Origin of the sequence: Sodalis sp. dw_96 (assembly GCF_018449575.1) — a bacterium.
Lineage (GTDB): Bacteria > Pseudomonadota > Gammaproteobacteria > Enterobacterales > Enterobacteriaceae > Acerihabitans.
Genome location: NZ_JAAVUT010000017.1, coordinates 1 through 15,011, shown reverse-complemented (window position 1 = coordinate 15,011; position 15,011 = coordinate 1). Strand labels below are relative to the sequence as shown.

Sequence of the window (15,011 nt, the reverse complement as noted above, 5' to 3'; positions counted from 1 at the left end):
ATTTCTGTAATGCGCTGTAAGCATCACAAGAATAGTAATGGGCATTAGTCAGAACTCACTCAAAAAATATAATGGGAATAAGAAAACAGATCAGCAAGGTTAACATCGTAGGGAAATAAAATGCATATCATTGATGTTGTCGAAAAGACCAAACCCATCGCCTCTCCTATTCGTAATGCATACATAGATTTTAGTAAAATGACCACCAGCCTGGTTGCCGTTGTCACCGATGTCGTCCGCGACGGGCGTCGCGTGGTGGGTTATGGCTTTAATTCCAACGGGCGCTACGGACAGGGCGGCTTAATAAGGGAGCGTTTTCGCAATCGGATTTTGGAAGCAGAGCCGGCAAAGTTATTGAATGAGGCAGGGGATAATCTTGATCCTTCCCGTATCTGGGACATCATGATGACTAATGAAAAACCCGGCGGCCACGGGGAACGCTCGGTTGCCGTCGGCACCCTGGACATGGCGATATGGGACGCCACGGCAAAGATTGCCGGCAAGCCCCTGTTCCAGCTGCTTGCCGAAATGAAAGGCCGTAAAGCCAATCCCCGTGTTTTTGTCTACGCGGCCGGGGGATATTATTATCCGGGTAAAGATTTAACCGCCCTGGGCACGGAAATGCGCAGTTATCTTAATCGCGGGTATAACGTCGTCAAAATGAAAATCGGCGGCGCCTCCATTGACGAAGATCGCCGGCGTATTGATGCGGTATTGGCCGAAATAGGTGATGAAGCCAGGTTGGCGGTGGATGCCAACGGTCGATTCAATCTCGAAACCGGTATCGCCTACGCCAAAATGCTGCGTGAATATCCCTTATTCTGGTATGAAGAAATCGGCGATCCGCTGGATTATGCGCTACAGGCGGCCATTGCCGAATTTTATCCCGCCCCGATGGCTACCGGGGAAAACCTGTTCTCACATCAGGATGCCAGGAATTTGCTGCGTTATGGCGGCATGCGACCCGATCGTGACTACCTGCAATTCGACTGCGCCCTGTCTTATGGCTGTGTGGAATATCTGCGTACGCTGGAGGTGCTCGCAGAATTTGGCTGGTCTCCGTCACGCTGCGTCCCCCACGGCGGTCATCAAATGTCCCTCAATATCGCCGCCGGTCTGGGCTTGGGGGGCAATGAAAGTTATCCCGATTTATTCCAGCCTTACGGCGGTTTCCCTGATTCTGTCCGGGTGGAAGAAGGCCATATCGTTATGCCGGAGCTGCCGGGGATTGGCTTCGAGGGAAAATCGGATCTTATCAGCGTCATGCGGGAACTGGCGGAATAATTTAAAATATAATGACCTGGCATAAAATATGTTTGCTCGTTGTGCCAGGTTATTATGTTCGAGTCGCATCAAAAATAGGTATATATCTCATGCGCCAACCGATCTGAAATTTTTCACAACGGCCACCTATTGCATCTTTATAACCAGCGGCATGCCGGGAGAGACAGATGAAACGATATAATAAAGCTGAATGACGGACACTAGGTCCGAAAACGACAGAAAATAACAGTCTAATGGATCTCCTTGATTAATAATAGTCGTTTAAAAAATTTTAACGAATATCTGTTCAACTCATCATAATATTTGTTTATTCGTCATTTTAAATTACCCCCTACACTATGATTTACGAGGCATAAAATGTTCATTGAGGTTTTATATCGCGTTGCTTTTTTAATTGCCGTATCATTGTTAGGATGGTATGTCGGTAAAAAATTCAAAATAAATAGCAAAGATATTTCCAGCTTATTAATTTATGTCTTTACGCCAGCGGCCTGTTTTATTCTTATCTACGAATCCCCTGCCACTGTGGGATATGTTGTGTATACCTTTGTTTTTTATATCGGAGCGAGTATCGCCGCATTGATCGCTTTCGCGATCGGTAAACTGGTCTGGAAAGATAGCCGCGCTAATTTATTCGGCGCGATCGGCGGGGCAGGCAACGTCGGTTATTTTGTCTTGCCTTTGGCCATCGGCCTGTTGAAGGGCACGGAATATGGCGCCGTGGCCATTGCCATCGTCGTTTTTGTGAAAGTGGCGTCAAATATTTATGAGTTCACCACGGCATTTTATCTCACCGCCCGTGGAAAAAATTCAATAGTCGACAGCCTGATCCTGGTAATGAAGATGCCTACGCTTTATGCTTCGGCCCTGGCCCTGGTGTTTAAACATTTCAACGTTTCCCTTTCTCCGATCGTTATATCCGGAATGGATACCTTTGTCGGCGGATACAGTGTATTAGGCATGATGATAATCGGCTTGTCCCTGGCCAAATATGAAAAGCTGATCTTGGATTGGAAATTTATCGGTCTGGCATTGCTGTGGAAACATGTTCTTTACGCAGTGGCGGTGATTGTCATTTTCTCTTTGTGCTTCAATCTTTCTCAACCCGAAAAAATTGTGGTGATTATGATTGCTTGCAATCCCTTAGCCAGTAATATTTCCGCCGTGGCTACCTTACTGAATGTCCATCCTGAAAAAGCGGCATGCGCTATTATGGCAAGCACGCTTTTAGCCGTAATCACCGTGCCGTTTACTATCTCTCTGGCGTTGAAATTAATTTAATCGCTATAGTCGTTTTTTTGTGCAATAAGGAGGCATAATAGATTACATTGAAAATCCTGATAACAGGGTGGCGTAGGTTTCTATGCATCAGAATATTCAAATAGAGTTAATTTGGCTCGAAGACTGTTTAGCCTTGAGGCAGACATTAAATTTTTCACAGGCTGCTTCAATCAGAAATATCACCCAGCCGGCGTTCAGTCGCCGGATTCAGTCGTTGGAAGGATGGATCGGCGCAACGCTGTTTCAACGTTCACGACGCAGCGTCACGCTGACAAAAGCCGGTGAAGTCTTTTGCGACGAGGCGGCGACGCTCATCAGCCTGCTTTATAACGCCCGCAGGAAAACGCTGGAAACCTCGGAGCTAAATGATGCGGAAGTCATCTTTACTGCTACCCATTCTTTATCTTTTGCCTTTTTTCCTTCCTGGATAAAGAGAAGTAAAACTGCCAATCTCCTCAACACCTTTCAGCTGGTTTCGAATACCATGCGCGCCTGTGAAAGGATATTTACCCAAGGACAATCTCAATTCCTGCTTTGCCATCATCTTCCTAAAATGAACCTTAAGCTGGAATCCGGCGATTACAAAAGCATAAAAGTCGGTTCGGATAATATGGTGTTGGTCAGCGCCCCCGATCCGGATAGCGGCAAGCCTAAATGGAGTCTGGAAGATAAGGCAATTCCCTTCCTTTCCTATAGCGGCGAATCCGGCCTGGGAAGAATTTTATCCGGGCAACCCGCGGTGGTGAAATTGACCAGGCATATGCGGACGGTATTCACGTCCGATTTAGCCAGTACGCTATTGGCGATGGCGGTGAGCGGGGAAGGGGTTGCCTGGCTGCCGTTCTCCATTGCATTAGGAGAGATGCTGCAAGGCAATCTGATGCTGGTAACGCCTATCGACATAGCGTTGAAGATACCGGTTGAAGTTCGCCTGTTCCGACACGCCGCTCCGATGACCCGTACGGCGGAAGAGCTATGGGAACATATCGTTCAAAACGCCGCGTTAGCGCCGGACTGATTAGCGGCGCTTCCCGCTGCGTTACACAATTAACCATTCCTCCTCACGGGCGAGGAAAGCGTCTTTTATGCCGAAGGTCCCCACAACAGGGACCTAGGCCCAAGATTCAGTTTCACCTGATAAGCGGCCTAGGAGCCATTCGTCGCCGGGAGCCTTAATCGATAATAAAATTTTCCCAACCCTTCCGCTATGACGCCAGCGACAACGACCGTCCAGCCCTGGCGTGTTGCGCCAGCCACTCGCTGATATGCTGTTTTTGTTGGTCATCAAGCCACATGCCCAGCTTGGTGCGCCGCCAGATAGCATCATCCAGCGTCACCACCCATTCATGGGCCACCAGGTAATTCAGCTCCACTTCATAAAGTCCGTGACCGAAGTCTTCGCCCAAGTCCGCTATCCGGACGGCCCCTTTCAGCAACTGCTCGCTTTGGCTACCATAGGTGCGACTATAACGGCGCGCCAGGCTTTCCGGCAGAAAAGAGAATTTACGGCGCAGGCCGGCGGCATAATCGTCGCGATCGCCATGAAGTTCGCCGCCGGGCAATACCGTACCTTTGGTCCAGGCCTTGGAGGCGGAGGGGTAATACTTCGCCAGTTTATCCAAGGCATGCTCAGCCAGCTTACGATAGGTGGTGAGCTTGCCGCCGAACACCGACAGCAGCGGGGCCTTGCCATGGTCGTCGGTCACCGACAGCGTATAATCACGGGTCACCGCCTGGGGAGAATCGGATTCATCATCGCACAAAGGCCGAACACCGGAATAGCTCCAAACAATGTCCTGGCGGCTTAGCGGTTTTTTGAAATGGGTATTATAAACATTTAATAAATAATCGATTTCGTTTTCGTCGATGGTAACCCCCTTCGGGTCGCCGTGATATTCCACATCAGTGGTGCCGATAATGGAAAACTCATCCATCCAGGGGATGACAAAGACGATGCGGTGATCTTCGTTTTGCAGAATATAGGCCTGCTGACCGTTATGCACGCGGGGCACCACGATATGGCTGCCCTTGATGAGACGAATGCCGTATTGCGACGGCAGCTTCAGACTGTCGTCAATAAATTCCTTCACCCAGGGACCGGTGGCGTTGACCAAGCCTTTGGCCTGCCAGGTCAGGGTTTTGCCGGTTAAGGCATCCAGCGCCTCCACATTCCACAAACCCTCTTTACGCCAGGCCCGGGTAACCTTGGTTCGGGTGCGCACTTCACCCCCCTTGGCCAGCACTTCCTGGGCATTGGCCACCACCAGCCGCGCGTCGTCCACCCAGCAGTCGGAGTATTCAAAACCGCGCACAATCGACGGTTTTAAGACGGAATCCGCGCCAAAGCGAATACCTTTACTGGCGGGCAGGCTGGTGCGTTTACCCAGATGGTCATACATAAACAGGCCGATGCGAATCATCCAGGCCGGGCGCAGATGGGGGCGATGGGGCAGGCGAAAACGCATCGGGAAAGCGATATGGGGCGCCATTTTCAGCAAGACTTCCCGTTCAGCCAAGGCTTCGCTGACCAAACGGAACTCGTAATGCTCGAGATAGCGCAAACCGCCGTGAATAAGTTTGGAACTGGCTGATGAGGTCGCGCAGGCCAGATCATCTGCCTCCAGCAGCAACACGGACAGGCCGCGACCTGCCGCATCGGCCGCAATGCCGGCACCGTTGATGCCGCCGCCAATCACAATCAGATCTTTGGTTTCCACGATCGCTTCCTCCAGATGTTCGCAAATGGTTCATTTATTTTCGTTTTCGCTCATTATTGTAATCGAAAACCAACATCTATGCCAAGTCCCTGTTGAAATTTTAAGCTTATGCGTGATAGAGCTAACAGATTCGAGCCTCAAATGGGGGAAAAAGGTTCCAAAGGGATGTGGGTTTCATTTGGCAACGAAGATTTTGGCCCCAAGTAAGGGCGCTACCGAATTTCAGCTAAAAGGAATCCGTATGGAAAAAGGCTAGACGCCCACGGAGGGGTTGCTAAACTGGAATAACCCCTTGGGGTAATATATGACTTCAATCGAGGCGAAGTACTATGGAACAATTTGAAGCGATAAGCGTAGAGCAGGCCCATCAACGTTTGCAACTGGGCGAAGCCGAACTGGTGGATATCCGGGACCCGCAAAGCTATGCCGCCGGGCATACGCCGGGTGCGTTTCATCTTACCAACGATACTCTGGGAGCATTTTTGCAACAGACCGATCCCGATCGCCCGGTAATGGTCATGTGCTATCACGGCAACAGCAGTAAGGGCGCGGCGCAATATCTGCTGCAACAGGGTTTTAAAGCGGCCTACAGTATTGACGGCGGATTTGAAGCCTGGCGCAATGCTTTTCCTGAAGACGTGTCCGCCGCCGGATTGGCGCAATCATAAGGCCGGACCATCCGCTCGCCCCACCTTAGGTCCGGTGACGGCGATGTGCCCAATCGCCACCCATTCTCTGCCTTTTCCCAATAATAGAAATTGACCGGCCGGCATTAACTTATTATGATATTTTTCTCAATGAGGGAAATAGCGTAAAAGGCAAATTTTATAGGGGATTTATTATTTATTTCCGGTGCTTTAAGTTAAAGGAAAATGATTTACCAATAAATATGATAAGGTATCATCAAATGGCCATGTGATCGCTTGGAAGATAAATGAAGCGCATCGGCGCGTATCAATTATCCTTGCCAAGGAAATAAATGAGGCTCATCTTCATGCGTCGTTTATATTGCCAGAAAGATAAATGAAGCGCATCTTCATGCACCTCTTATAACTGCCAATAAGATAAATGAAATTTATCAATTGTATCTGTTAGCATTGCCTGCTTGAAAAGTGAAACTCATCTTTAATCATTCGTTAACATTGCCATAAGTATAAATAAGTATGCTGATGATATTGATTATGATGTGCCATAAATAGAGCCGTTGTTAAGTTTGTGATCAATATAAGAGGCTAACAATGGAATAGGTCATTATGAACTTTTCACTCGACGCCGAAATTGCATAGGTCAAAAAATAACATTAGGAAAAATTTTTTAAAAAATAATATTGGATATTTCATAACTTTCATAAAACCACTTGCAGTGTTTATCTTCTCTCGCCATGCCGAATTTCAGGTAAACAGAGACGGTAATCTTTCCAGGGAATTTAAGGATATTTTTATGCTAGGACGGCACTATCATTTCTTGCCTGCCCATTATTTTTTGTCGGCCAGGATGTTGTTACGGCCAATGTTGTTACGGCCAATGTTGTTATGGCCAGTGCTGTTATGGCCAGTGCTGTTATGGCCAGTGCTGTTATGGACACTCTCCTCTTTTCAGGCCTGTGCCGCCCTGGGCGGAGGACAAGATATTCATCAGCAGGCGCAGCAAAAGGCCCTTGAGCGGCAATTAACGCCGAAGGCACCGGATATCAGCCTTTCCGCGCCACCCTCAGGGCGTTCGACGCTGGCCTTTCCCGTTGAATTCCCCTGTCAAACGATTCATCGCGTCACCCTGGAAGGCACTGAAGCGCTGCCGCGCTGGCTACGGCTCAAGGATTTGACTGAACAGGCTCCCGGCCATTGTCTCGGCGCTCAAGGGATCAATCAGTTAATGGGCGCGCTGCAAAACCGGCTGACCGATCATGGCTGGATCACTACCCGGGTGCTGGCGCCAGAGCAGGATCTGCGTAGCGGAACCCTCAGATTGATGATTCTGCCCGGCCGTGTCGGCCAGGTACTTTTCACAGCCGACTCCCCGGGTCACGCCGCCTTGTTCAACACCGTTCCGACTCGCAACGGCGATCTGCTGGATCTGCGGGATATCGAACAAGGCTTGGAAAACCTGCAACGGCTGCCCACGGTAACGGCCGACGTAGAGCTAATCCCCGGACAGCTTGCCGGCGAAAGCGATATCCGCATCCAACGCAGCCAATCGCGCTTCTACCGCCTGGGAACCTGGCTGGACGACGGGGGCACCCGGGCCACCGGACGCTACCAAAGCGGCCTGATGCTGGCCTTGGATAATCCGTTGTCATTCAGCGATTTGTTTTATGTCACCCTGGGCCGGGATCTGGGTTTCGCCGGGCATAAAAATATCAAAACCTACAGCGCCCACTATTCGGTGCCGTTCGGCTATTGGCTGTTCAGCGTTAACGGCGGCCATTATGACTATACGCAGAACGTGACGGAAATCGTCACTCGCGACCCGCACTATAAACTCTATCAGGGTAACAGCGGCAATCTGTCGGCGCAGGCAAAGCGGGTGGTGCACCGCGGCGCCGGTCACAAAACCTCGCTGTCCTATGACGTTATGGCGCGTAAGAGTAGAAATTATAGCAATCACAATAAGCTGGAGAACCAAACACGGCGCACCAGCGCCTGGCGACTGGGGGTATCCCATCGCCACCATATCGGCGCCGCAACCCTCGACGCGGGGTTGAGCTATCAGCAGGGCACCCGCTGGTTCGGCGCTGCACCCGCCAATGAAGAAATCACCGGTACCGGCACCGCGCTGGCAAAAATCACCCGCTGGTCCGCCCTGCTTAATGCGCCTTTCTTCGTGGGGAGCGAACGTTTTCGCTATGTGGCGCAATACAGCCACCAACTCAGCCACAGGCTGCTGACGCCGCCGGATCAATTCGCCATCGGCAACCGCTGGACGGTGCGCGGTTTTGACGGCGAACGCACCCTCAGCGCCGATAACGGCTGGTTTGTGCGCAACGATATCGCCTGGCGCACCCCGGTGCCGAGCCAGGAACTCTACCTGGGTATCGACTACGGCGAATTGCACGGAAGAATCGATCTGAAGTCCCCCGGCCGGCGCTTGGCGGGCGGCGTGACCGGGTTGCGCGGCGCCTGGCCCGCCTTCGGGCTTTCTTACGATGTGTTCACCGGCATCCCCCTGTCAAAACCGGACGGACTGGGAACCGACGGGCTCGCCTTCGGATTCAACCTGAATTGGCAGCACTGAACCATCAATTGCTATTCCCCTCATTACATGGACGCGGCGTTTTGTCGGCAAGGAAACCAGGAAGGCGCAATGAATAAACATCTTTATCGAATTATTTTTAACAGGGCGCGCGGCATGCTGATGGTAGTGGCGGATATCGCCGGTGCCGGTCATGTTTGCTCAGGGCAGCGGGGCCAACCCGGGCGGACAATGCCGAAGGCGGGCCGTCCCTGCCGGCTGGCGACGCTGCACTTTTGTTTGCTGATGGCTTTGGGGGGTATTTCATTCACCGCCCGGGCCGGCTTCGAGGCCGATCCCCACGCGCCGGGACATCAACAGCCCAACATCACCCAAACCGCCAGCGGCATTCCCCAAATCGATATCCAAACGCCCAACGAACACGGACTTTCCCATAATAGCTTCAGTCAATTCGATGTGGATCCGGCCGGGGTGATCCTTAATAACAGCCGGGAACATACACAAACGCAGCTTGGCGCTCTGGTGGACGGCAATTCATCCCTGGCCCGTGGCGAGGCCAGCGTGATTCTCAATGAGGTGAATTCCCCCCATGGCAGCCACCTTAACGGCTGGATTGAAGTAGCCGGCGGCCGCGCGGACGTCATCATCGCCAATCCCGCCGGTATCACCTGCGACGGCTGCGGTTTTATCAACGCCCATAACGCCACCCTGGCCGCCGGCCAGGCGCTAATTGAAGACGGCAGGTTGAAGGGTTTCGACGTTGAGCGCGGAGAGATTGTGTTCGAAGGTCGCAACGCCGACCTGAAAACCGATCATGCTTTACTCATCGCCCGCGCCGTGCGGGTTAACGCCGAGGTCCATGCCGGCAACCTAACCATCACCACCGGGCGCAACGTTACCGACAGCCGGGGAAACGTCACCCACAAGAAGGCGGATAACGAGGCCCCTTCCCGCTATGCCCTGGATGTGGCGGCGCTGGGGGGTATGTACACCCGTAAAATACAGTTGGTGGGCAATGAACACGGGCTGGGAGTTCGCAATGCCGGCCATATCGGCGCCAACGTCGGTGAAGTCTCTCTCACGATGGAAGGCCGGCTGGAAAATAGCGGCACTATTTCCAGCGCGGCCGATCTGCGTATCACCGTGGTGGACGACGTGCATAATCCGGGGCGCATGTCATCCGGTGGTGATGTCGTTCTGCAGGTGGCCGGAGAGTTGAACAGCGGCGGCACGATAGCGGCTCGCGGCGCTATTGCCGCCACCTCGGCCAGCCTGCAAAGCGGGAAAGGCAGTCTCTGGGAAGCCGGCCGGGATGAGCAGGGCAATGCAACACTGCCGGGTCATCTGCTGTTGACCGCCTCCGGCGCCATCACCCTCGGCGGCGACAATCGGGCCAGCGGGACCCTGACGGTAGCGGGTACGGCCCTCGACTTGTCCGGCAGCCAGACGACGGCGCCACGGATAAATATCGGCGCGTCGCGGGGTGAAACCCGTCTGACCGGTGCCGTCGTCCATGCCCAGCACGGTCAGCTTACAATCCATTCCCCTCAGGGGATCAATAATGACGGCGGCAACCTCACCGCTCAAAAGATGTCCCTCACCACTACCACCCTGAGCAACCAAAAGGGCGTCATTCACCAGACCGGGTCCCAAGACTTGCTCCTGGCGATTCAATCCCCGTCCGATAGCTCATCCCCTCAGCCTTCGGGTTCCGGATTGCGCAATGGAGGTCTTGAGGATGGCCACGTTGTTTATGGCGACAGTCCACAGGGCGTCGTATCCCCCGATATTGCCGTCACGCTGGATAATGCCGGCGGTATGATACAGACCGCCGGCAACGTCACGGTAATCACCGGCTGCCTGGCCAACACGGACGGCACGATACATGCGACGGGCGACGCGTCGGTGATGGCCGGGTCCGTTGACAACAAAAAAGGCAAGGTGCTTTCAGAAGGGAGCACCTCGGTGGCCGCCGCAAAGCTGGACAACCAGGGTGGTGTGATTCAGGCACCCGGCAGCGTCAAGGTCAATGCCGACACATTAAACAACACCGCCGACGGCTGGATAGTCACGAAAGGCGATGGCGAGATAAAAGCCCAAACACTGGATAATACCGAGGGCAAGATAGACGTCACCGGCAATCTGAAAATACATGCCGGAACGCTGGGCAACCATGCCGGTAAAATTCATACCTTGAGCATTGCGGTATTGGACGGCACGGAGCGGCTGGACAATACCCATGGTGAGATACATGCCGCCGGACTCCAGCTGGGCATCGGCACACTGCACAATTATGCCGGTGAGATTCACTCCTCCGGCAATGCGGTAATAAACAGCGCCGAACGGCTGGACAACAGCCAGGGTGAAATACGTGCCGCCGACGTCACGCTCAACACCGTCGAGCTGATTAATGATCACGGCAAAATTCTTACTCCGGGCAACGTCGCCATAACCAGTGCGGATCGGCTGGATAATACCGGTGGTGAGATATCTGCCGCCGGCGTTACGCTGAGTAGCGGCACAGTGATTAACCATGACGGCAAAATCCTCGCTTCAGGCAACGCGGTCATCAACAGCGCTCAGCGGCTGGACAACACTCGAGGCAAGATCCGGGCCGAGGCCGACCTCACCTTGAAAACCAAGGCACTGGATAACAGCGGCGGAAATCTCTTTTCCCTGGGTGACACTCACCTTATCAACGCCAATCCGACCCTGGCCGGAGCCTTTATTAATGACGGCGGTCATATCCAGGGCAATTGGCATTTGGATATCAACACCGGCGGCAGCGGTTTTGACAACCGGCACGGTACGCTATCGTCTTTAAACACCCTTATATTGAAATCCGCCGCCCTCGATAACCGGGATGGCCGCGTCTCAGTGGTAGACAGGGCTAACCTGCTGATCGCTGAACGGCTGGATAACGACGCGGGAATGATTTACAGCGACAATACGCTGACCATCCATGCCGATGAGGTGATTAACAGCAATACGCGTCGGGACACACTGGGCATCCAGGCTCCCCGTTTGCACATCAACGCCCGGCGGTTGGATAACAACAATGGCGCGCTCAAAGGCGAGGAACAGCTCAACGTCACCCTCGCCCAGACGCTGGACAACCGGCAGGGGCGGCTGTCCGCTAATAAAATCGAGCTTAAAGATAATGTCTTGGGACAGCGGCTGGACGTGGACAATGAAGGCGGAGAGATGATTGCCGAAGAACAGGGTTTCTATCTCCTGCGCCGCCTGACGGGGGGTGGCCTAATCAGCTCGTCAGGGGATCTGGTTATCAAATTGCAACAGGATTTCCATCTTACCGGCGAGGTGAATGCCGGCGGCAATCTGACGCTGAATACGGCGGGCAGTATCCGCAATGATCATCTGTTAACCGCTGGCGGGATATCAATCCTGGACGCCGTCCTTCTGACCAATACCGCATCGGCGCGCATCAAGGCCTGTGATTTGCAACTTACCGTGCCCGGTACGCTAAGCAATCACGGTCTGATTGAGATGGGTAACGGTCAGCTAAATGCCCATTCCTTTAACAATGCGGCAGGGTCGACCCTCAAAGCCGATGAGCTGCAGCTCACATTACAAAGCGGCCTGGATAACGGCGGCGTGATTGACGCCGATACCTTTCGCCTTGAGGCTGGAACGCTTTCCAACGCCGGTAGCGGACAAATTTTCGGCGATCGCATCGCCCTGCGAACCGATCGTCTGGAAAATTTCGCCAAAGATGGCCGGGCCGGCGTTATCGCTGCCCGTGAACGCCTGGATATCGGCGCCGGCCATATCGATAACCGTGATAAGGCGCTGATTCACAGCTGCGGCGATATGTCCATCGGCGGCGGATTGGATGCCCATGGAAAAGCAACGGGCCGGGCAGACAGTCTGGTTAACCATGACGCTGAAATAAACGCCGACGGCGATATGACCATCGCCGCCCGTGAAATCACCAACAGCAACGGCGGCCTTATACTGACCAAGGTCACCACCAAAGAGGGTCGCCATGAGGCGGTGTTAAAGGGTAAAACCACCCGTTTCAATTGGGACAAAGTCAGACGCAAAAAAGAAGCCTACGGGGTTCATGAAGCCTATATGCCCGACGGTAGCCAAAATAATCATTTTTATGAATACCATTATACCCGCCACATCACCGAAGATGCGGTGCGGGAAAGCAATCCGGCGAAGATCCTGGCTGGCGAGTCCCTCACCATTGATGCCGATTCCTTTATCAATCGCGATAGCCAGGTGATCGCCGGCGGTACGATAGACAGCCATATCGGCGATCTGCGCAACGAATCCACCCAAGGCGAACGGATCACCAAAGATCTTGGCAGGCAAACGCGCTGGTATGCCAAGAAAAGCAAGAAAAGAGGTAGAGGCACCAAAACATCCCAAGGCAAGGACGACAGCAGATATCGCCCTAGTCCCATCAAGGAAACCATCGACTTAAAAACCGCGTTATGGAAGCCAAACACCCGGCAGGATCACCGTTCCCCGGAAACGCGTCCCAGCCCGTTCAGCCGCGTTCGCCATGATGACGAAGCGTCATTTGCCGAGGGTTGGAATCATACCCCCTTTAAGGCGCCCATCCCGCCGGAGGGGCCGGATCGGCTGTTTTTCCGCCCGCTGGATTTGTCCGCCGGTGAGTTTTATGAGCATCCGTTGCCTCCGGTGATAAAAGCCGGTAACGCCTGGACGTCGGTGGTGCGCGTTATGGCGCCGGAAGTCCGGTTACCTGTCAGCAGCCTGTTTACCCGGCACCCCGGTCAGGCTAACCCTTATCTGGTGGAAACCAATCCACGTTATACCCGGTACAAGCAGTGGATCGGCCTGGATTATATGCAGCAAAAAATGAAATTTGATCATAACTATACCCATAAACGCCTCGGAGACGGATTCTACGAGCAGCGTCTGGTGCGGGATCAGGTCCTTAACCTCACCGGACAGCGCTATCTTGACGGCCACACCAACGATAATGAACAGTTTAAAGCGCTGATGAACGCCGGGATGCAATACGGCAAGGCCTTTAACCTGACGCCGGGGGTGATGCTCAGTCCCAGCCAGATGGCATTGCTCACCACCGATATGGTGTGGCTGATAAATCAGGATGTTACCTTAGGGGACGGCAGCACCCAGCGAGTGCTGGTGCCCCAGGTTTACGCCAGGGTGGGCAAAGACGATCTGTCCGGCGACGGCGCGCTGTTCTCGGGCCAAAACGTAAAGCTGGATATCGGCGGCGACCTGGACAACAGCGGCGGCATCACCGCCCGTGAAACCCTGAAAGTGTCTGCGAAAAACGTCACTCACAGCGGACAGATGGCGGCCAAAGACATCGAGGTACAGGCCAAGGAGGATATCAGTCAGACCGGCGGCCGCCTGTTCGGCGGCGACAGACTCTCGCTGCTGGCCGGACAGGATATCCGCATCCAGTCCACGGCGCGCGGCGACCAGGACAACCGCTGGCTGGATCGAACGGCGGGCATCTATGTGCAAAACCCGGGCGGCGCGCTGGAACTCAAGGCCCTGAACAATATCACCCTCACCGCCGCTGATATCGCCAACCGGGGCGAGATCGGGCGAACCGAAATCACGGCGGGCAACGATCTGAAACTGGATACGCTGCGTACCGCCAAGACCGACAAGGCGTATTGGGACCAGGATAATTATCGCCTGGAGAACCAGCAGACGGACGTGGGCAGCCGCATCACCAGCGGCGGCAGCCTTGCTCTGTCGGCGGGACGGGATGTCAGCGCCGCCGCGGCCAATATCGACGCCGCACGGCGGCTGGATCTGGATGCGGGGCGGGATATCACCCTATCGGCGGGCAGGAATGCGTCCTCGGTTGTCGAACACATGAAACAAAGCAGCAGCGGCATGCTTTCGTCCATGTCCCTGGAAACCCATGACGAAGTCCATAGCCGACAGGCCCTTGGCACCTTGCTAAGTGGAGATGAAATTGGCCTTAACGCAGGCCGTGACCTGACGGTTACCGGCGGCGGCATCGCCGGCACCCAAGATATTGCCTTAACGGCCGGCAACAACCTGACCTTGACCACCGCCCTTGAGACCCACCATGAAAGCCACTTCAGGCAGGAACAGAGTTCGGGCCTGATGGGCAGCGGCGGTATTGGCTTCACCGTGGGTTCGGAAAGCCTGAAACTCACCGATGATACCGCCATCCGCCAGCAAAAGGGCACCCTGGCGGGCAGCGCCGAGGGAAGCGCCACATTGATCGCGGGAGGGCGGTTAACCGTCCATGGCAGTGAATTGATAACCGGCGACGGTATCACCCTCAGCGGCGCCGATGTCGACCTCACCGCCGCTGAAAACAGCATCGTTCAAAATCAGACCATGGAACAAAAGAAGAGCGGCTTTACCCTGGCGCTCTCGGGCGCCGTGGGCAGCGCCGTCAACAGCGCGGTGGAAAGCGCCCAGCAGGCGGAAAAGACCGACAATTCACGCCTGGCTGCACTGCAGCGCACCAAGGCGGCACTGAGCGGCGCACAGGCTGTGCAGGCCGGGCGCATAGCGGCGGCT

7 protein-coding genes are annotated in these 15,011 nt (G+C 54.1%); 6 read left to right on the top strand and 1 reads right to left on the bottom strand.

The genetic code is table 11. The features are described 5' to 3' along the window. Positions 1-120: 120 nt before the first annotated feature. The 3 genes from HB631_RS20160 (at position 121) to HB631_RS20150 (ending at position 3,583) form a co-directional block, all read left to right on the top strand. Positions 121-1,284, top strand: coding sequence for a mandelate racemase/muconate lactonizing enzyme family protein (locus HB631_RS20160; RefSeq protein WP_213992976.1), 1,164 nt, complete (start codon positions 121-123; stop codon positions 1,282-1,284). Positions 1,285-1,821: 537 nt separating this feature from the next. Next, a complete protein-coding gene (locus HB631_RS20155) occupies positions 1,822-2,565 on the top strand; it encodes a hypothetical protein (RefSeq protein WP_213992975.1) in 744 nt (247 codons plus the stop codon). 82 nt (positions 2,566-2,647) lie between these two features. Beyond that, a complete protein-coding gene (locus HB631_RS20150; protein WP_255557156.1) occupies positions 2,648-3,583 on the top strand; it encodes a LysR family transcriptional regulator in 936 nt (311 codons plus the stop codon). A 187-nt stretch (positions 3,584-3,770) separates the two neighbouring features. Here the strand turns inward: HB631_RS20150 and glpD are convergent, their stop codons facing one another. Continuing rightward, positions 3,771-5,282 (bottom strand): glycerol-3-phosphate dehydrogenase, encoded by a 1,512-nt coding sequence (gene glpD / locus HB631_RS20145; protein WP_213992973.1) that lies wholly within the window; start codon positions 5,280-5,282, stop codon positions 3,771-3,773. Positions 5,283-5,611: 329 nt separating this feature from the next. On the opposite strand from glpD, the gene glpE reads away from it, so the two are divergent. From glpE to HB631_RS20130, 3 genes are all read left to right on the top strand, one after another. Further along, positions 5,612-5,950 (top strand): thiosulfate sulfurtransferase GlpE, encoded by a 339-nt coding sequence (glpE, locus tag HB631_RS20140; RefSeq protein ID WP_213992972.1) that lies wholly within the window; start codon positions 5,612-5,614, stop codon positions 5,948-5,950. Positions 5,951-6,806: 856 nt separating this feature from the next. Beyond that, complete coding sequence (locus HB631_RS20135; RefSeq protein WP_255557155.1) at positions 6,807-8,513, top strand: ShlB/FhaC/HecB family hemolysin secretion/activation protein; 1,707 nt, start codon at positions 6,807-6,809, stop codon at positions 8,511-8,513. 69 nt (positions 8,514-8,582) lie between these two features. Continuing rightward, positions 8,583-15,011 (top strand): filamentous hemagglutinin N-terminal domain-containing protein (locus HB631_RS20130; RefSeq protein WP_213992971.1); only part of this gene is annotated, 6,429 nt, incomplete at its 3' end.

Excerpts from the sequence above, each read along its gene's own strand:
- HB631_RS20160 (WP_213992976.1), top strand. The coding sequence starts at position 121 with ATGCATATCATTGATGTTGTCGAAAAGACCAAACCCATCGCCTCTCCT.
- HB631_RS20150 (WP_255557156.1), top strand. The coding sequence starts at position 2,648 with ATGCATCAGAATATTCAAATAGAGTTAATTTGGCTCGAAGACTGTTTA.
- glpE (WP_213992972.1), top strand. The coding sequence starts at position 5,612 with ATGGAACAATTTGAAGCGATAAGCGTAGAGCAGGCCCATCAACGTTTG.
- HB631_RS20135 (WP_255557155.1), top strand. The coding sequence starts at position 6,807 with ATGTTGTTATGGCCAGTGCTGTTATGGCCAGTGCTGTTATGGCCAGTG.